This is a genomic window from Streptomyces sparsogenes subsp. cuspidosporus (assembly GCF_039532705.1).
Taxonomy (GTDB): Bacteria; Actinomycetota; Actinomycetes; order Streptomycetales; family Streptomycetaceae; genus Streptomyces; species Streptomyces sparsogenes.
The window spans coordinates 78,020-96,456 of sequence record NZ_BAAASD010000015.1; the positions used below are offsets into that span (position 1 = coordinate 78,020).

13 protein-coding genes and 1 pseudogene are annotated in these 18,437 nt (G+C 74.1%); 9 read left to right on the plus strand and 5 right to left on the minus strand.

Annotated elements, in window-relative coordinates:
* From ABFY07_RS19585 to ABFY07_RS19600, 4 genes are all read left to right on the plus strand, one after another.
* Nucleotides 1–960, plus strand: a complete 960-nt coding sequence (locus ABFY07_RS19585) for a Zn-ribbon domain-containing OB-fold protein (RefSeq protein ID WP_346175723.1) — start codon at nt 1–3, stop codon at nt 958–960.
* Nucleotides 957–2,057, plus strand: coding sequence for a thiolase domain-containing protein (locus ABFY07_RS19590; RefSeq protein ID WP_346175724.1), 1,101 nt, complete (start codon nt 957–959; stop codon nt 2,055–2,057). The genes ABFY07_RS19585 and ABFY07_RS19590 overlap by 4 nt, the downstream gene beginning before the upstream one ends.
* 31 nt (nt 2,058–2,088) lie before the next feature.
* On the plus strand, nt 2,089–3,255 hold the full coding sequence (locus ABFY07_RS19595) for a thiolase domain-containing protein (protein WP_346175725.1): 1,167 nt from the start codon (nt 2,089–2,091) through the stop codon (nt 3,253–3,255).
* A gap of 166 nt (nt 3,256–3,421) precedes the next feature.
* On the plus strand, nt 3,422–3,664 hold the full coding sequence (locus ABFY07_RS19600; RefSeq protein WP_346175726.1) for a DUF397 domain-containing protein: 243 nt from the start codon (nt 3,422–3,424) through the stop codon (nt 3,662–3,664).
* Between the two features lie 71 nt (nt 3,665–3,735).
* On the opposite strand, the gene ABFY07_RS19605 is transcribed toward ABFY07_RS19600, so the two are convergent.
* Both ABFY07_RS19605 and ABFY07_RS19610 read right to left on the minus strand, forming a co-directional pair.
* Entirely contained in the window at nt 3,736–4,464 is a 729-nt protein-coding gene (locus ABFY07_RS19605; RefSeq protein WP_346175727.1) for a leucine-rich repeat domain-containing protein, read from the minus strand.
* 33 nt (nt 4,465–4,497) lie between these two features.
* Entirely contained in the window at nt 4,498–5,220 is a 723-nt protein-coding gene (locus ABFY07_RS19610; protein WP_346175728.1) for a maleylpyruvate isomerase family mycothiol-dependent enzyme, read from the minus strand.
* 51 nt (nt 5,221–5,271) lie between these two features.
* Between ABFY07_RS19610 and ABFY07_RS19615 the strand changes: the two genes are divergently transcribed.
* Both ABFY07_RS19615 and ABFY07_RS19620 read left to right on the plus strand, forming a co-directional pair.
* A complete protein-coding gene (locus tag ABFY07_RS19615) occupies nt 5,272–5,874 on the plus strand; it encodes a CGNR zinc finger domain-containing protein (RefSeq protein WP_346175729.1) in 603 nt (200 codons plus the stop codon).
* A 121-nt stretch (nt 5,875–5,995) separates the two neighbouring features.
* Nucleotides 5,996–8,041, plus strand: coding sequence for a phosphocholine-specific phospholipase C (locus ABFY07_RS19620; RefSeq protein ID WP_428836961.1), 2,046 nt, complete (start codon nt 5,996–5,998; stop codon nt 8,039–8,041).
* Nucleotides 8,042–8,102: 61 nt separating this feature from the next.
* Here the strand turns inward: ABFY07_RS19620 and ABFY07_RS19625 are convergent, their stop codons facing one another.
* Complete coding sequence (locus ABFY07_RS19625) at nt 8,103–9,188, minus strand: isoafricanol synthase (protein ID WP_346175731.1); 1,086 nt, start codon at nt 9,186–9,188, stop codon at nt 8,103–8,105.
* Between the two features lie 249 nt (nt 9,189–9,437).
* Between ABFY07_RS19625 and ABFY07_RS43175 the strand changes: the two are divergent.
* Nucleotides 9,438–12,521 (plus strand): annotated as a pseudogene (locus ABFY07_RS43175) (ATP-binding protein).
* 96 nt (nt 12,522–12,617) lie between these two features.
* Nucleotides 12,618–13,118, plus strand: coding sequence for a hypothetical protein (locus ABFY07_RS19640; protein ID WP_065967485.1), 501 nt, complete (start codon nt 12,618–12,620; stop codon nt 13,116–13,118).
* A 126-nt stretch (nt 13,119–13,244) separates the two neighbouring features.
* Here ABFY07_RS19640 and ABFY07_RS19645 read toward each other — a convergent pair whose 3' ends face one another.
* Nucleotides 13,245–15,254, minus strand: a complete 2,010-nt coding sequence (locus ABFY07_RS19645; RefSeq protein ID WP_346175734.1) for an N-acetylmuramoyl-L-alanine amidase — start codon at nt 15,252–15,254, stop codon at nt 13,245–13,247.
* 254 nt (nt 15,255–15,508) lie between these two features.
* Nucleotides 15,509–16,606 carry an aminoglycoside phosphotransferase family protein gene (locus ABFY07_RS19650; RefSeq protein ID WP_346175735.1) on the minus strand — a complete coding sequence of 366 codons (1,098 nt, stop codon included), beginning with the start codon at nt 16,604–16,606 and terminating at the stop codon, nt 15,509–15,511.
* 243 nt (nt 16,607–16,849) lie between these two features.
* Here ABFY07_RS19650 and ABFY07_RS19655 point away from each other — a divergent pair, with 243 nt between their 5' ends.
* Nucleotides 16,850–18,373, plus strand: a complete 1,524-nt coding sequence (locus tag ABFY07_RS19655; RefSeq protein ID WP_346175736.1) for a DNA-binding protein NsdB — start codon at nt 16,850–16,852, stop codon at nt 18,371–18,373.
* The last annotated feature ends 64 nt before the right edge of the window (nt 18,374–18,437 follow it).

Below are 18,437 nucleotides of genomic sequence, written 5' to 3' on the forward strand. Positions count from 1 at the left end.
ATGACACCGGCCCCCGCGCCCGAGGTGCTTTCCGCCCCTCTGGCCGTCGAGTTCCCCTTCACTCGCTCCCTCGGCCCCGTCCAGAGCGCGTTCCTGACCGGGCTGCGCGAGCGCACCGTCCTCGGCGTACGGACCGCCGACGGCCGGGTGCTCGTGCCCCCCGTCGAATACGACCCGGTCACCGCCGAGGAGATCCGCGACCTCGTCGAGGTCGGCACCGCCGGCACCGTCACCACCTGGGCCTGGAACCCCGCCCCGCGCCGCGGACAACCCCTCACCACCCCCTTCGCCTGGGCGCTGGTGCGGCTCGACGGCGCCGACACCGCCCTGCTCCACGCCCTCGACGCGCCCGGCCCCGACGCCGTGCGCACCGGCATGCGGGTGCGCGTCCGATGGGCCGCGGAGCGGACGGGTGCCATCACCGACATCGCCTGCTTCGAACCGTACGAGAGCGAGCCTGACCCGCGCGGAGCCCCGCACGACGGCGAGTTCGCCGACCCCGTCCGGGGCATCGTGGCGCCCGCCCGCCTGGACTACGTGTACTCGCCCGGCCGCGCCCAGTCCCGCTACATCGCCGCCCTCGCCGGCCGGCGGACCGTGGGGGAGCGCTGCCCGTCCTGCCGCAAGGTGTACGTCCCGCCCCGCGGCGCCTGCCCCACCTGCGGCGTCGCCACCGACGAACAGGTCGAGGTCGGTCCGCGCGGCACCGTCACCACCTTCTGCATCGTCAACATCAAGGCCAAGAACCTCGATATCGAGGTGCCGTACGTGTACGCCCACATCGCCCTGGACGGCGCGGACCTCGCGCTCCACGGCCGCATCGGAGGCATCCCCTACGACCAGGTGCGCATGGGGCTGCGCGTCGAGCCGGTGTGGACCGAGGGCGGGCGCTACCCCGACCACTACCGCCCCACCGGCGAACCCGACGCGGACTACGACACCTACAAGGAGCTGCTTTGAATCCGAGGCGCGTCGCCATCGTGGCCTTCGCACAGACCCGCCACCGGCGGCGGTCCGCGGAGCTCTCCGAGGTCGAGATGCTGATGCCGGTGCTGCACGAGGTGCTCGCCGCGGTCGGCCTGCGCACCGGCGAGATCGACTTCACCTGCTCCGGCTCCGCCGACTATCTCGCCGGCCGGGCCTTCTCCTTCACCATGGCACTGGACGGCGTCGGCGCCTGGCCGCCGATCTCCGAGTCGCACGTGGAGATGGACGGCGCCTGGGCCCTGTACGAGGCATGGGTCAAGCTGCTGGCCGGGGAGGCCGACACGGCGCTCGTCTACTCCTACGGCAAGTCCTCGCCGGGACAGCCGCGCGACGTCCTCACCCGCCAGCTCGACCCCTACTACCTCGCCCCCCTGTGGCCCGACTCGGTGTCCCTGGCCGCACTCCAGGCCCAGGCGCTCATCGACGAGGGGACCACCGACGAGCGCGCCCTCGCCGGGGTCGCCGCGCGCAGCCGCGCCGCCGCCCAGCACAACCCGCACGCCCAACTGGCCGGATCGGCGGCCCCGGACGCGCTGCTCGACGACCCGTACCTGGTGCGGCCGCTGCGCCGGCACGACTGCCCGCCCATCGGCGACGGCGCGGCCGCCGTCGTCCTCGCCGCCGAGGACACCGCCCGACGGCTCTGCCCCCGCCCCGCCTGGATCCGCGGCATCGACCACCGCATCGAGCCGCACGGACTGGGCGTACGGGACCTCACCCGCTCCCCGTCCACCCGGCTCGCCGCGCGCCACGCCGGCCTGTTCGACGACGACGCCCCGCCCGTCGACACCGCGGAGCTGCACGCGCCCTTCACCTCACAGGAGGTGATCCTGCGCCGCGAACTGCGGCTCGACGACGGCGTACGCGTCAATCCGTCCGGCGGCGCGCTCGCCGCCAACCCGATGATGGCCGCCGGGCTGATCCGCCTCGGCGAGGCCGCCGCCCGCATCCACCGCGGCGAGTCCGACCGGGCCGTCGCACACGCCACCTCGGGGCCCTGCCTGCAGCACAACCTGGTGGCGGTCCTGGAAGGGGAACGGGACGGGCGACCGGAAGGGGACCAGGGATGAAGTGCGCCAAGACCGAGCGGGAGGAGGGGCCATGAGCAAGGAACCCATCGCCGTCGTCGGCGTCGGCCAGACCAAGCACACCGCCGCCCGCCGGGACGTGTCCATCGCCGGGCTGGTCCGCGAGGCCGCTCTGCGCGCCCTCGAGGACGCCGAGCTGACCTGGGCGGACATCGACGCCGTCGTCATCGGCAAGGCGCCCGACTTCTTCGAGGGCGTCATGATGCCCGAGCTGTACCTCGCCGACGCGCTCGGCGCGGTCGGCAAACCCATGCTGCGGGTGCACACCGCGGGCTCGGTCGGCGGTTCCACCGCGCTGGTCGCCGCCAACCTGGTGGCCGCCCGCGTCCACCGGACCGTCCTCACCCTCGCCTTCGAGAAGCAGTCCGAGTCCAACGCCATGTGGGGGCTCTCCCTGCCCATCCCGTTCCAGCAGCCGCTGCTGGCCGGCGCGGGAGGCTTCTTCGCCCCGCATGTCCGCGCGTACATGCGGCGCACCGGCGCCCCGGCCGCCATCGGCTCGCTGGTCGCCTACAAGGACCGCCGCAACGCCCTGCGTAACCCCTACGCCCACCTCCACGAGAAGGACCTGACGCTGGAGAAGGTGCAGGCGTCCCCGATGCTGTGGGACCCCATCCGCTACTCGGAGACCTGCCCCTCCTCCGACGGCGCCTGCGCCATGGTGCTCACCGACCGGGCCGGCGCGGCCCGGGCGCCCCGGCCGCCGGCCTGGGTGCACGGCGGCGCCATGCGCAGCGAGCCGACGCTCTTCGCGGGCAAGGACTTCGTCTCGCCACGGGCCGGCCAGGACTGCGCGGCCGACGTCTACCGGCAGGCCGGGATCACCGACCCGCGCCGCGAGATCGACGCGGTGGAGATGTATGTGCCGTTCAGCTGGTACGAGCCGATGTGGCTGGAGAACCTCGGCTTCGCCGCGGAGGGCGAGGGCTGGAAGCTCACCGAGTCGGGCGTGACCGGGATCGACGGCGATCTGCCGGTCAACCCGTCGGGCGGGGTGCTGTCCACCAACCCCATCGGCGCCTCGGGGATGATCCGCTTCGCCGAGGCGGCGCTCCAGGTGCGCGGGCAGGCGGGGGAGCACCAGGTGGAGGGCGCGCGCAGGGCGCTCGGCCACGCCTACGGCGGGGGGTCGCAGTTCTTCTCGATGTGGCTGGTGGCGGCCGACCCCCCGGCCGGCTGACCGCCGCCCCCTCGGCCGGATGCCCGTCGTCGTCCCGACGCACTCGCGCCGTACGTCCCGCCGTACGTCCGCCTGTGCGGTGCCGTCCTTCTTTCGCGGCCTGTCCGGCACCGGCGGCGATCGCTAGGGTGGGGCCGGGACGACGACCCGGGAGGAGCCGAATCACGTGGCCGAAACCACCACCGAACAACCCCTGGCAGGCAGCGCCGAGAAGCCCGACCTCGACCTGAGCACCGCGCAGTGGAGGTCGAGCAGCCAGGGCGTGGGCGATGTGGAGATCGCCTTCGTCGAGGGCTACATCGCCATGCGCCACGGCCGCCGGCCGCAGGACCCGGCCCTGATCTTCTCCCCCGCCGAGTGGCGCGCCTTCGTGATCGGCGCGCGGGCCGGAGAGTTCGACCTGACCTGAGCCACGGCGTTGCGGGGCCGAGCCGTCCGGGGGGATACCACCGGGCGGCCCGTCCTCGTCCGGGGCGGCGGTCAGGTGAGCACGGCGCAGCCCCTCTCCCGCAGGGCCCGCAGCGATGGCAGGTCGTCCCCGCGCACCTCGAATCCGTTCCAGCGCAGATCGAGCTTTTCCAGGGACGGCAGCTCCGCGACCCAGTCCGGAATCCCGCGCAACCGGTTGCTCCGCAGATCGAGGTGGCGCAGCAGCGGCAGCGCGCGCAGCGGCTCGGGCACCGACTCCAGGGCGTTGTCCCGCAGTTCGAGGTGGCGCAGTCGGCCGAGCGCGGAGAAGGCGGTGGGCAGGGAGGTGATGCGATTGCCGCGCAGCCACAGCTCCCGCAGCCGGCCGAGCCGCCCGATCGACTCGGGCAGCCCGGTCAGCTCGTTGTGTTGCGCGCGCAGCTCCACGAGGCCCGCCATGTCGCCGATCTCCGGCGGCAGTTCACCGATCCGGTTCTCACCGACGTTGAGGTACTCCAGCCCGTCCAGCCGGCCCAGCTCGGGGGGCAGCCGGGTCAGGTGGTTGTCGTGCAGATACAGATACCGGGTCAGGCCCCGCAGCTCGCCCAGCTCACCCGGTGCTTCGGCGAGCCGGTTGTGCCCCAGGTCGAGCGTGTGCAGCCGGTGGAGGCGGCCGATGTCGGGGGAGAGGCGGATGAGCCCGTTGTCCGCGAGGATCAGCACCCGCAGCCCGGTGCGCTCCCACACGTCCTCGGGCACCTCGCCGAGGCCCGCCTTCCAGAGGTTGAGTACATCCGTCATGAGGGCGGACTCTACGAGTCGCCCGGGCGCCCCCTAAGGCCAGGGGCGGAGTTCGGGGAGCGGGGCCGGGCCGCTGTCCAGCGGGCCGGTGGGGGCGCGTCCCGCCAGCCACGCGGTGAGATCGGTCAGCCGCCCCCGTACGGTCAGCGGCTCGCCCGAACCGTAGGCGCGCCGCTCGGGGCCGTCGGTGGCCTCGAGGGTCAGCAGGGTGGCCAGGGGTGCGCGAGGGGCCAGGAAGTCCCACAGGTGCCCGCAGAAGTCGCGCGACCAGTCGTCCGGGCCGTAGCCGAGCAGCGCGTCCGCCGTGTGGATCTCCAACTCCCGCCACCAGCACAGCAGGACCGCCCGGACGTCGCCGTCGCGGTAGCGGACGGGCCGCTCCCAGTCCTGGGGGCCCACCGCGGTCAGGGCACCCTCCGCCTCCGCGAGGGTTTCGGCCACGGCCTGCCGCAGCTCGTCCGCCGTGCGCTTGGAGCCCGCCTCGATCCCGGCGTCCCTGGCCGGCCGGCCGCCGTCGTACACCTCGATCAGCTCGCCCCGCAGCGCGAACCTGGCCTGCCGGGCGAGGGCCGACCCGACGCCCCCGATGTGCGCCAGCACATGCGCGCGGCTCCAGCCGGGCAGCGCGCTCGGCTCGCGCGCCGCGGTGTCGGTCAGGCCGTCCAGCAGGGTGCGCAGCCGCCGGTGGCCGGCGAGTACCGCGGAGAGCACCCGCTGGGCTCCGTCCGCGTCCGGGTGCGTGTTCGTCTCGTCCATGCGTCCGTCCCCCTGGGGCTAATGGTTGAGTCGGGAGGCTACCATTAAGTCATGTCCGATGACCGACTCGCCCTCGCGCTCGCCGTCACCCTCCGCCACGACGGGAACGGCGGGGTGGCCGACGACCTGGCCACGCCGGACGGGCTGACCGCCTGGGTGCGGGAGCTGGCCGAACCGCTCCGGGACGCGCTGGACGCCCAGGACTTCACCGCGGACGAGGCGGCGCTCGACGCCATACGGGCTCTGCGCGCCGCCGTCCGCGCGCTGTTCGCCCGCGCGGTCCGGCCCGGTCCGCCGAGCTCGGCCGACGCCCACCGGCTGCTGCCCGAGGACCTGGCCGTGGAGCGGCTGAACGCCGCGGCGGCCCGCGCCCCCGGCGCCCCGCGCCTGGAATGGCCCGAGGATGGCGCCCCGGTGGTCCGCGCCGCGCGGCCGCCGGGCTCCACGGACACCGACCGGCTGGTGGCGGCGCTCGCGCGCGACGCCATCGCGTTCCTCGCCGGGCCGGACCGCGAGCGGCTGCGGGCCTGCCCCGCCCCGCGCTGTGTGCGCTACTTCGTCAAGGACCATCCCCGCCAGGAGTGGTGCAAGCCGTCCTGCGGCAACCGCGCCCGCGTCGCCCGCCACCACCGCCGCCACCGGGCGCTTTCCTAGCCCTACCGCCCTCCGGCCCGGCCGGCGGAGAAGGAAGGCCGCGGATCGCCTTACAAATTTCGCCTGTCCGCCGGGAGTCGTTGGTCTCCGTCCGGTGACACTGTGCGGTATGACATCAGCAATGGACCGTCGCAGATTCATGCGGCTCGCCGGTGGCACCGCCGCTCTCTCCGCGCTCTCCACCAGCATCGCCCGCGCCGCGGAGATCCCGGCCGACCGCCGCACCGGCAGCCTGCGGGACGTGGCGCACGTGGTCGTCCTGATGCAGGAGAACCGCTCCTTCGACCACTACTTGGGCTCGCTGCGTGGCGTACGCGGCTTCGCCGACCCGCATCCGGTGACGCTGCCCAGCGGCAAGCCGGTCTGGCACCAGTCCGACGGCGCCAAGGAGGTCCTGCCCTTCCGGCCGGACGCGGACGACCTCGGGCTCCAGTTCATCCAGGATCTCCCGCACGGCTGGAACGACGGCCACGCCGCCTTCAACCACGGCAGATACGACCGCTGGATCCCGGCCAAATCCACCACGACCATGGCCTACCTGACGCGCGAGGACATCCCCTTCCACTACGCGCTCGCCGACGCGTTCACCGTCTGCGACGCGTACCACTGCTCGTTCATCGGCTCCACGGACCCCAACCGCTACTACATGTGGACCGGGTACACCGGAAACGACGGAAAGGGCGGCGGTCCCGTCCTCGGCAACGAGGAGGCCGGCTACTCCTGGACCACCTACCCCGAGCGGCTGGAGAAGGCCGGGGTCTCCTGGAAGATCTACCAGGACATCGGCGACGGGCTCGACGCCGCCGGGTCCTGGGGCTGGATCCAGGACGCCTACCGGGGCAACTACGGCGACAACTCCCTCCTCTACTTCAACCAGTACCGCGACGCCAAGCCGGGCGACCCCCTCTACGACAAGGCGCGCACCGGCACCGACGCCAAGTCCGGCGACGGGCTCTTCGACGCGCTGACGGCCGATGTGAAGGCCGGCAGGCTGCCGCAGGTCTCCTGGATCGCGGCCCCCGAGGCGTTCACCGAACACCCCAACTGGCCGGCCAACTACGGGGCCTGGTACATCGCCCGGGTCCTGGACGCGCTGACGGCCGACCCGGAGGTGTGGAGCAGGACGGTCCTGCTGATCACCTACGACGAGAACGACGGCTTCTTCGACCACGTCGTGCCACCCTTCCCGCAGCCCGGCCGCTCGACGGTCGACACCACCGGCGAGCTGTTCACCCCCTCCGGCTCCGACACCCGTGTCCCCGGCCCGTACGGGCTCGGGCAGCGCGTCCCGATGTTCGTGGTGTCCCCCTGGAGCACCGGCGGCTGGGTCAACTCCGAGGTCTTCGACCACACGTCGATCATCCGCTTCATCGAGCGCCGCTTCGGCGTCCACGAGCCCCATGTCTCGCCCTGGCGGCGGGCCGTCTGCGGCGATCTGACCTCGGCCTTCGACTTCTCCCGGTCCGACACCGCCATCCCCGCGCTGCCGGACACCGCCGCCTGGCAGCCGCCGGACCACGACCGGCACAAGGACTATGTGCCGACGCCCCCGGCGAAGCCCGCCCTCCCCCGGCAGGAACCCGGACCGCGCCCGGCGCGCCCGCTTCCGTACGACCTGTCGGCCGACGCGGCCGTGCCCGTGGCGGGCCGGCTCTCGGTGGCCTTCGCGAGCCACGGCCGCGGCGGCGCCGTCTTCCACGTCACCTCGGCGACCGACCCCGACGGGCCCTGGACCTTCACCGTGGAGTCCGGCGGGCGACTCGACGGCCACTGGGACACCACCGCCGGCGGCTACGACTTCTCGGTGCACGGCCCGGCCGGGTTCTTCCGCCGCCTCAAGGCCGGCTCCGCCGCGCCCGGCCCCGAGGTCACCGCCCGCCACCAGCGGCGCGGACAGAAGGTGCGCCTGCTCCTCGCCAACGGGGGCACCTCGGTCGTCCGCCTCACCGTCACGGACGCCTTCGCCAAGGGGAAAACCGCAGAGTACCGTCTGCGTCCCGGCGCCCGTGCCGTGCACACGGCGGACACCGGGACCGGCCACGGCTGGTACGACCTGTCGGTGACCTCGGACCAGGACCCGGACTTCCTGAGGCGGCTGGCCGGACACGTGGAGACGGGCCGCCCGGGGACGAGCGATCCACGGCTGTCACAGCACCCGGCTCCGTAGGGAGCGGCCGTCGGCCCGACCGCGCCGGAAGCGCGGCCGGGCCGACGGCGGGCCACACCGGTCAGGGCAGGGGCCGGCCGGACACCGGCACCGCGCACGCGCCCAGGCCCGCCCACGGCCGCTGCCGCCCGCTGCTCACCGCCGCGATGCCGCGCTCGTCGTACCGGGCCGTCAGAAACGACCAGGCGAGATTGCCCCGCATCACATTCCGCATGCCGTCGACGTAGTGCCCGACGTGCAGCCGGGTCTCCGCCCCCGTCCCGGCCAGGAGGGCGGGCAGCCGCGCGGCGGTCTCCTCGAACCACCGGTAGCGGGAGTCGGCGAGGCCGGCGATGTGGCGCACGGCCTCCTCCAGGGTGCCGCCCGCCAGCTCCCGTTGAACGATCACGCTGTTGTGGACGTCTCCCGCGGCCAGCTCCTTGCCCAGGGAGACGATGTCATTGGTGAAGACCACGACGTCGTCGGTGGCCTCCCGCATCTGCGCCAGCGGGAAACCGCCGTGCAGCGCGTCCGGCAGGGTGTACCCGCCGAAGCGCTCGTTGAGGTCCAGACACGGCTGCACCCCGATCGAGTGGCGGCGCAGGGCGACCACCGCCTCCACCGAGCGCGGACGGCTCCGGGTGCGGTCCAGCGCCTCGCGGTGGTAGGAGGTCAGATATTCCATCCAGTGGTGGCGGAAGCGGTCCCGCCACACCCGGGGCCTGCCCTCGTGGATGCGCCGCCACAGGTCGCGGAAGCTCTCGACGAGAGGGCCCTCGGGGGCGTGCCCGGCGGCCCTCCCGGCAGGCTCCCCGACCTCCCGCGTCACCTGGACGATGGGGTCCAGCAGCCGTGACACCTCACCGGGCCGGCACCCGAGCTCGCCGTCGAACTGATCGTCGAAGACGAAGTACCATCCGCACAGGTCATTGCCCAGGGCCAGGTCGGCGCCCGTCTCACCCGGGTAGAAGTAGGCCGCCAGCAGATCGAACCGCAGCGCGTCGTACTCCGCCACCGACGCGTCGCCCGGAAAGACGCCGTACCGCGACAGCCACTCGATGGTGTGCCGCCGCGCCGCCTCGGCGTCGGGGCTGATCAGATCGGCGGGCGGGAAGCCGAAGAGCGCCGCCGACCGGGCCGCCGATGGTAACGCAACCGCCTGATCCATGGTCCGTATCCGCCCCCTCAGGACATACGGGACCGCGTCGGCGCCGGGGACCGGCCCCTCCACGCCACGGTCCTCGCCGCACCCGGACATGGTGGCCCGGTCCGCACCCCCTTCGATAGGGCGCCCGCCGAATTGGCGTGTGCCAATGGCAATGCCGCCAGAAAATTCCGCGCATACGGCGCTACGCAGCGTCTCGATCGGGCTACGCTCGGCTGTACCTGCCGAAGGGGTACGAGCGTGGCGGAGAAGATGAGACGACAGAGCCCGGGACGCCGGACGCTGCTGGAACGGGAGTCCGAACTCGGCGCGGTGGACGCCGCGTTGACCGAGCTGTGCGGCGACCCGTCCGACGGCCCGGCCGGGCCGCGCACCGGCGGGGTCATGGCCTTCGCGGGGCCGGGCGGCGCCGGCAAGACCGCGCTGCTCGCCGAGGCCCGGCGGCGGGCCGCGGCCCGGGGCTGCACGGTGCTCTCGGCCCGCGGCGGCGAGCGGGAGCAGGGCGTCGCCTTCCATGTGGTGCGCCAGCTCTTCCAGCCCGTGCTCGCGGCGACCGGCGAGGAGACCCACCGCGAGATCCTCGCCGGCTGGTACGACATCGTCGCGCCCGCCGTGGGCCTGGTGGTCCCGGACGGCGGCGGCTCGCCCGACCCGCACGGCGTCCGCGACGGCCTGGACTGGCTGGTGACCCGCTTCGCCGTCCAGCACGCCCCCGTCGTCATGGTCCTGGACGACGCCCACTGGGCCGACACCGAATCCCTCGACTGGCTCACCCGGTTCGCCCCGCGCGCCACCGACCTGCCCCTGCTGCTGGTCGTCGCCTACCGGCCCGAGGAGCTGCCGGCCGACGCCGCCGCGCTGCGCGGGCTCACCGAGCGCCAGGGCTCCCGGGCCCGGCTGCTGGCCCCGCTCACCCCGGGCGCGGTCGGCCGGATCGTGCGCGAGGCGCTCGGCGAGGAGGCGGACGACGCGTTCTGCCGCGAGTGCTGGGCGGTCACCGGCGGCAACCCCTTCGAGGTCGTCGAGCTGACCGCCAAGGTCCGCGAGCGCGATCTGAAGCCGCGGTCGGTGAACCTCGTCCACCTGCGCGAGCTGGTCTCCAGCGCCCTGGACAGCGGACTGGGCGACCGGCTGACCCGCCTCGGCACCGCCGCCGTCCGGCTCGCCTGGGCCGTCGCGATCCTCGGCAGCGAGGCCACCCCGGCCCTGGCGGCCGATGTCGCGGGCCTGTCCACCACCGACACCGCCGACCTGGCCCTCCGGCTGGCCGACGCCCGCTTCTTCGCCCCGCCGCGCCCCGCGTCCCAGGAGCGGCCCCCGCCGGCCGGCCCGCCCCGGGAACCAGGAGCCGGGACCGTCACCGCCATGCGGCTACCGCCGCGCGGCCGACCCGCGACAGGGGCCGAAGCGCTTCCGGAGGCGCCTGACGGCGGTGGCCGGCCGGGCACCGGGTCCGGAAGCCTCGAATTCCTCCACCCGACCATCGCCACCGCCGTCTACCGCGCGATCCCCGCCGCCCTGCGCGTGGCCATGCACGGCAGCGCCGCCTCCGCGGTCCTCGCGGCGGGCCGCGGCTCCGGGGCCGCCGGCCGGCACCTGCTCGAGCTGCACCCGGAGGCCGACCCCTGGGTGGTGCGCCATCTGCGCGCCGCCGCCCGCGAATACCTGCGGGCCGGCGCACCCGACGCCGCGCGCCGCTGCCTCGCCCGGGCCCTGCGCGAACCGCCCTCCCTCCAGGAGCGGCCCGCGGTGCTCTACGAACTCGGCTGCGCGGCCCAGCTCAGCGAGCCCGTGGTCACCGTCAACCACCTGCGGGCCGCCCTGGAGGAGCCCGCGCTCGACCCCGAGCTGCGCGAGGCGGTCACCTACCGGCTCGCACAGGCCTACGGTCACAGCGGCCGCATGGAGGAGGCCGCGCAGGTCGTGGCCGCCGAGGCCGGGCGGGCCCGCAGCGCCCGCACCCGGCTGCGGATGCAGACCGAACAGATCATGTGGAACATGTTCCGCGCCGACGGCCAGGACGCGCCCGCCCGCTCCCGGCGGCTGGCCCGGCTGGCGGGCCGCCTCTCCGGCCGCGGCATGGCCGAGCGCTACCTGCTGGGCCTGCGCGCCTTCGACGCGATGACCCGCGGCGAACCGGCCGCCACCGCCCTGCGCCATGCCGAGGAGGCCCTGGGCGACGGCCTGACCTGGACCGACGACGAGTGGGGCTTCTAGGTGCCCATCCTGGTCGCCCTGACCTTCCTCCACTGCGACCAGCCGGGCCGCGCCGAGGAGCTGTTCGCGGACGGCGTCGCGGAGTGCGAGCGGAAGGGCTGGCGCGGCGCGCACCTCGCCTTCGGCCTCACCCTCCTCGGCTACGTCCGCTACCGCCGCGGGGCGCTCGCCGAAGCCGAGGAACTCGCCCGCGAGGGGCTGCGGATCGCCGACCTGGTCGGGCCGCAGACCCCCGCCCACTGGACCGCCGTCGGCACCCTCGTCGAGACCCTGCTGCGCCGCGGCCGCCTCGAGGAGGCCCAGCGGTTCGCCGCCGAGCACTCCTGCGGCGGGAACCTCCCCCAGGCCCTGCTGTGCCCGGACGCGCAGACCGTGCGCGGCGAGCTGCTGCTGGCCCGCAACATGCACCGCGAGGCCCGGCAGCGGCTCGCCGAGACCGGCCACCGGATGGACCGCCGCGGCATGCGCAACCCCACCTGGTGCCCCTGGCAGCTCCACCTGGCCCAGGCCCTCGCGCTCACCGAGCCCCGGCAGGCCGCGGAGGTGGCCCAGGACGCGGTGCGCCGCGCCCGCCAGTTCGGCGCCCACTCCACGATCGGCCGGGCGCTGCACACCGCCGGACTGGTGGCCCAGGGGTCGGAGCGGATCAGACTGCTCGCCGAGGCCGTCGACCACCTCGAACGCTCGCCGTCCGGCTACGACCTGGCCCTCGCCCTGGTCGACCACGGCGCCGCCCTGCGCCGGATCGGGCTCCCGCTGGAGGCGGGGGAGCGGCTCTACCGCGGGCTGGAAGGCGCGGTGCAGTGCGGGGCCGACGCGCTCGCGACACGGGCCCGCGACGAGCTGTCCGCCACCGGGCTGCGCCCGCTGCAACTGCGGACCGACCACGGCTCCCCGCTGACCTCGCGGGAACAGGCCGTCGCCGAGCTGGCCGCGCTCGGCCGGCCCGACGACCGGATCGGCGAGGAGCTGGGCCTGGCGGAGCGCGAGGTGACCCGGGTGCTGTCCGGGGTCTACCGCAAGGTGGGCACCGACCGCGCCGGGCTGGCCAAGGCGATGGGCGGCCCGGCCGGCCCCGCCGTCGGCACCCGCGTACCGCGCTCGGTGACCGGACGCTGACCCCGGCCGCGCCCGGTGCGCGCCCCCCCACGCGCCGGGCGCCGCCCCGCCGCTCCCCCGGGCGGATTCCGGCGCCGGTACACGTACCATGTCCGCATGTCGTTCCTCCGCCGCCGCACCCCCGCCACGCCCGCCGGTCCGGACTTCGACGTCCTGGCCATGGACCCGGGGGACTGGCCCGGCGATCTCGGGGCCGGGCTGCTGCCCGCGCCCGACGGCAGCTGCCAGGGCGTCTTCCTGCGCTACGACCTGTTCGGCGGGCGCGGCCCCGCGATGATCATCGGGAATCTGCCCGAGGGGTCCCCAGCCCGCGAGCTGGCCGAGGGACAGCCGCCGTTCGAGGTGACGCAGCTGCTCGCGGCCCTCGGCAACGACGAGCCGGTCCATGTGGTGGACATCGAGGACAGCCCGGTCATGCACGAGGACAACCTCCTCATCGTGCGCCGCATCAAGCTCTCCGAGGGCCGGATCTCCTGCGCCCAGTTCGACCGGAGCGACGGCATCCTGGTCACCATCGCGAGCTGGGACCGCCCCATCACCGACGACCTCTACCGGCTGCTCAAGCCGCTGCCCGCGGAGATGTTCCGGCAGGGCTGAGACCGGCGGGGCCGAGACCGGCAGGGGGCTGAGACCGGCACGCGGAAGGGCCGCGAGGCGGCCGGCCGGCATGAAGCCGGCCGGCCACGCCCGCGGCCCTCGACCGTCGGCGAACCTGCCCGCGGGCTACTTGTCGGACCGCTCGATCCGCACATCGGCGGCCCGCACGAACGCCACCCGGTGCCCGAACTGGATCTGGTAGTACGTGTCCTGGCCGCGCACCACCTTGTGACCCGCCGGGTCGAAGGTGGTCGCCCACAGATACTCGCCCTGGGTCTTCAGCCCCAGCGCGTACCGCTGCCCCGCGAGCAGCTTGTACGGGAGCGGCGAGACGGCCTGCACCGGCACCCCCGCCGGGTACGCCTCCTTCTCCGGGTAGGCGCGCCCGTACACCGGCACCTCCGCCGCGCCCTCCTTCGGAGTGACGACCAGGCCCTTGGTGTTGACCGCGGTCGGCCGGCTCCTGGGGTTCTCGAACCACGCCTTCTGCCCGAGGTACCAGATGGCCGTCCAGTCGCCCCGGCGCTCCGCCACCGCGAACCGCTGCCCGGTCGAGGCGCGGGCACCGGTGTCGTTGACCCCGGTCGTGGAGTCCGACCCGTCGGGGCGCAGCCCGATGTCCTTGACCAGCGGGGCGTCCGCACTCGGCGCGGTGTGCAGCCGCACCGCGCCCGAGCCGTGCGGAGTACATGCCACACCGGCGGTCTCACAGCCGGTGTACACCGGCTGGTGGGTCTCGTAGTCGGGGCGGACGGTGACCAGCCCGCCGCCCGGGCCCGCGGTGGCGTGGAAGGGCGCGCCCAGGAGGGTGAAGTAGTGCGCCCAGTCCCAGTAGGGGCCCGGGTCGGTGTGCATGCCCTTGATGTTCGGGGTGGTGGTGCCGGGCACGTTGTCATGGCCCAGGATGTGCTGGCGGTCCAGCGGGATGTCGTACTTCCGGGCGAGATAGCGCACCAGCCGGGCCGAGCTGCGGTACATCGCCTCCGTGTACCAGGCGTCGGGGGAGGTGAGGAACGCCTCGTGCTCCACGCCGATCGACTTGGCGTTGACATACCAGTTGCCCGCGTGCCACCCCACGTCCTTCAGCGCGAGGTGCTGGGCGATGTGCCCGTCGGCCGAGCGCAGGGTGTACTGCCAGGACACATACGTCGGGTCCTTGATCAGCTTGAGGCAGACGTCCCAGGTGCCCTCGGTGTCATGGATGACGATGTAGTCGATCGACTGGGACTCGGGGCGGTTGCCCAGGTCGTGGTTGCCGTAGTCGTTGTCGCCGAACTGCTCGTAGGGCGCCGGGAACCACTCGATCGAGACGCCCTTGGGGGCCTCGATGTTCGGATCCCGCTCGACGGAGGGCAGCCCCAGCGCCCGCAGCTGCCGGGTGTCGGGGGACACCTCGGGCGCGGCCGGGAGCGAGACCGTCTCACCCGAGGCCGTGGTGCGGCTCGCGCCGTCGCGGATCACCTCGAACACGTCGTCGGCGAAGACGGCGGCCGCCGTGGCGTTGTCCGAGCCGGCATACGCCGCCACCGCCGCGTACCAGTCGGCCGGGTCCTCGCTCAGCGGCAGCCCCAGCCTCTTCTGCTCGGCGGCCAGCAGCGCGGCGCCACCGCGCACATTCGCCGCCTCGTCGCCGCGCAGCGCCTCGGCGGACAGCCCGGTCAGGTCGGCGGCACGCTCCAGCGTCCGCAGCCGCGCGGGCAGTTGCCGCGCCCGGGGCACCTCGGTGCCGGGCACCTCGCGCGGGCGCGCCGCATCGCCGCGCGCGTCCTCCGTGCCGTGGCTGTGGTGCGGGGTGCGGGCCAGGGCGGTGGTCACATCGGTGAGGTGCATGGGGCCATAGCCGCCGGTGACGCTCGGCGCGCCGCCGTGACCGTCCCAGCGCGACTGCAGATACGACACGCCCAGCAGCACGCTCAACGGGACGCCGTACTCCTGCGCCGCGGCGGCGAAGGCCCGCTGCAGGGCGTCGCCGCCCGGCCGCGCCTCGTCGGCCAGGGCGGCCGGGGCCTGCGACGCCAGAGGGAGCAGAAAGGCCGCCGAGGCGGCCGCACCGGCGGTCCGCAGGGCCGTCCGCCGCGTGGGGCCGGGCGCCGGTCTGTTCGGGTCGTGCGCGCTGTCCTGTGCGGATCCTCGCATTGCAGCCTCCTCAAGGCGGGCCGACGTGCGCTGGGTGTGCGCTGGTCATGCGTGCGGGCCGAGCCCACCTAGAGGTATCCGGTGCCAGGCGATCCGTCAATGATCTGCGGCCGCCCGGGTGTTCGCACGTCAACGCCCATGCCAGGGGATTCCCGGGACGGGTGCGCGGGGTTTCCCGGCACAGGCGGACGGGCCTGCGGCGCGTCACTGGTCCAGACCGGTGGCGCGCCCCGTGGTGCGACGGGCGCCGCGGTTCAGCGGGTGCCGACCGCGGCCCGCACGGCACGCCGCGCGAGGGAACAGTCGTCGTGCAGGCGGCGCAGCAGCAGGCGCTGCTCCTCACCGGCCCCGATCGCGCCCGGCGCCGGCGGGGCGGGGTCGTGCATGGTGCGCTGCACGGCCGTCTCGCACTGGCGGATCTCCCGCGTCAGCACGAGCATCAGATTCACCAGGAAGGCGTCCCGCGCGTCGGGCCCCGCCGCCTGCGCCAGCTGGCTGATCTGGCGCCGCGGCCCCGGGGCGTCGCCGAGCGCCGTCCACAGGGTGGCCAGGTCGTACCCGGGCAGATACCAGCCCGCGTGGTCCCAGTCGATGAGCGCCGCCCCGGCCGGGGAGAGCAGGATGTTGTTCAGTAAGGCGTCGCCGTGGCAGAACTGCCCCTGGCTCTGCCGTCCGGAGCTGTGCGCCAGCCCGCGCAGCAGCTTCCGCAGATCGCCCATGTCCCGGTCGGTGAGGAGCCCGAGCTCGTGGTAGCGGGCCAGCCTGGCCGCGTAGTCGATCGGCGCGTCGAACAGATCCGTGGGCGGCCGCCACAGATTGATCCGGCAGATGGCGCCCAGCGCGGCCCGCACATCGGCCCGCGGCGGCGGCTCGGCGGGATGGCGCTGGGACGCCGCCACCCGCCCGGGCATCCGCTCGATGACCAGGGCGCAGTTGTCGGGGTCGGCCGCGATCAGCCGGGGCACCCGGACGGGCGGACGGTGGCGCACGAACGTGCGGTACATCGCTATTTCCCGCCGGAACCGCTCGGCCCAGGCCGGGGAGTGGTCCAGCAGGCACTTGGCGACCGCTGTGGTGCGGCCGGTGGTGCCGACCAGGAGTACGGACCGCCCGCTGCGCCGGAGCACCTGGACGGGGTTGAACTCCGGACAGATGCGGTGGACCGACGCGATCGCCGTGCGCAGCTGTGCTCCTTGCGGGCCGGACATGTCGAGTCTCCCGCTCAGCGGGCCGGGGCTCGGGGCCCGCCTCGCCCGCCCGCCGGCGGCGGGATCCAGGAACGGCCCGGCGCCTGGCGGCTGCCGACGGTACGGCCGGGGCGGGGCGGACACGGAGGACGATGCTGCGTACATGGACAATACAGATCCCTTCGTGTGCCGACGAGTCGCGCGCCTCCCGGCCCCGGGGCGAGGCCGCACCCTGGGGAATGCGGCCCGTTCTCGCTGATCGCCGCCGGGCCGGGTGGCGCGGTCCTACACCACACCCACCCGCGGGTGGCACACCATCTGGCGGACCCTGGCGAACCCTGGCGAATAGTCGCACGGGCCGTGACTGGCCCGTTACTGTCAAGTCAGCCGAGAACCTGGGGGCTTGACATGACGAGGGAACCCAACACCCGTCTCGCGGACCTGTTCGGCCTCGCCGGCTGGTCCAAGGGGGAGCTCGCGAGGCTCGTGAACCGGAAGGCGGCGGCCATGGGCCATCCGCAGCTGGCGACCGACACCTCGCGGGTGCGGCGTTGGATCGACACCGGCGAGATGCCGCGCGATCCCGTGCCCAAGGTTTTGGCCGCCCTGTTCACCGAGCGCCTCGGTCGAGTCGTGACCATCGAGGACCTCGGTTTCGCACGGCAGGGGCGCGCGGGGAAGGGGCAGTCCGGGGACGGGCTGCTCTGGGCGCCCGAGTCCACGGCCGCGGTCCTCACCGAATTCACGGGAATGGACCTTATGTTCAACCGACGCGGCTTGGTGGGTGCGGGCGCCGCGCTCGCCGCAGGATCAGCCATCACCGGTGCCATGCACGACTGGCTGCTCAGCGACCCGACGCTGGCTTCCGACGCCCCCCGTACCGACGAGCCCCTGTCCGCGGACTTCGCCGGCTTCGACCGCTACGAGGCGGCCCCGGTGGGCTCCCAGGAGATCGACGCGCTGGAACACTCGGTCGACATCTTCCGCGCCTGGGACGCCGCCCGCGGCGGGGGACTGCAGCGCAAGGCCGTGGTGGGCCAGCTCAACGAGGTGGGCGGGATGCTCGCCTATCGCCACCCCCCGGCTCTGCAGCGCCGGTTGTGGGGCGTCGCGGCCAACCTGGCCGTGCTCGCCGGCTGGATGTCACACGACGTGGGCCTGGAGCCCACCGCCCAGAAGTACTTCCTCATCGCCGCGCACGCGGCCCGTGAGGGGGGCGACCGCCCCCGGGCGGGGGAGGCGCTCTCCCGCGCCGCCCGGCAGATGGTCCACCTGGGCCGGCCGGACGACGCACTCGATCTGATGAAACTCGCCAAGTCCGGCGCGGGCCAGGAGGCGCTGCCCCGCACCCGCGCCATGTTCTGCACCATCGAGGCATGGGCGCAGGCGTCCATGGGCCATGGGCAGGCGGTGCGCCGCACCCTGGGCCAGGCCGAGGAGCTGTTCGTCTCCGACAAGGGCGACGTACCGCCGCCGAGTTGGATGCAGCTGTTCAACGAGGCCGATCTGCACGGCATGGAGGGGCTGGTCTACCGCACCCTCGCGGAACACGAGCCCGGCGCCGCCGCGATCGCGCAGCGCCACGCCAAGGAGGGGCTGCGGATGCGGGAGGAGGGCCGCGACCGGTCGCAGATCTTCGACCACATCTCGATCGCCTCGGCGTGCTTCATCGGCGACGACCCGGAGCAGGCGGACAAGTACGCGCGCCTGGCCCTGCTGACCATCGAGCACAACTCCTCCCACCGCACCTGGGACCGGCTGCGCGAGATGTACCGGCTCACCGGCCGTTACTCCTCGCGCCCCGACATCCGGAGACTTCGCGAGGAGATCGAGCAGAAGGCGCCGAAAGGGCTGGGGCCCAAGGGTGGCCCGGGTGCCAGGATCCCGGGCGGCAGAACACCGGGCGGGGACGGGAAAGCCGCCGCCGTATAGGCGTTGCGTACAGGCGCTGCGTACAGGCGTACGGCCAAGGCACTACAGGTGCGTACAGCCGGAC

Coding starts and splice junctions, on each gene's coding strand:
- ABFY07_RS19655 (WP_346175736.1), top strand. CDS start 16,850: ATGACGAGGGAACCCAACACCCGTCTCGCGGACCTGTTCGGCCTCGCC.
- ABFY07_RS19615 (WP_346175729.1), top strand. CDS start 5,272: ATGTCCGATGACCGACTCGCCCTCGCGCTCGCCGTCACCCTCCGCCAC.
- ABFY07_RS19585 (WP_346175723.1), top strand. CDS start 1: ATGACACCGGCCCCCGCGCCCGAGGTGCTTTCCGCCCCTCTGGCCGTC.
- ABFY07_RS19645 (WP_346175734.1), bottom strand. CDS start 15,254: ATGCGAGGATCCGCACAGGACAGCGCGCACGACCCGAACAGACCGGCG.
- ABFY07_RS19595 (WP_346175725.1), top strand. CDS start 2,089: ATGAGCAAGGAACCCATCGCCGTCGTCGGCGTCGGCCAGACCAAGCAC.
- ABFY07_RS19610 (WP_346175728.1), bottom strand. CDS start 5,220: ATGGACGAGACGAACACGCACCCGGACGCGGACGGAGCCCAGCGGGTG.
- ABFY07_RS19620 (WP_428836961.1), top strand. CDS start 5,996: ATGGACCGTCGCAGATTCATGCGGCTCGCCGGTGGCACCGCCGCTCTC.
- ABFY07_RS19640 (WP_065967485.1), top strand. CDS start 12,618: ATGTCGTTCCTCCGCCGCCGCACCCCCGCCACGCCCGCCGGTCCGGAC.
- ABFY07_RS19625 (WP_346175731.1), bottom strand. CDS start 9,188: ATGGATCAGGCGGTTGCGTTACCATCGGCGGCCCGGTCGGCGGCGCTC.
- ABFY07_RS19650 (WP_346175735.1), bottom strand. CDS start 16,606: ATGTACGCAGCATCGTCCTCCGTGTCCGCCCCGCCCCGGCCGTACCGT.
- ABFY07_RS19605 (WP_346175727.1), bottom strand. CDS start 4,464: ATGACGGATGTACTCAACCTCTGGAAGGCGGGCCTCGGCGAGGTGCCC.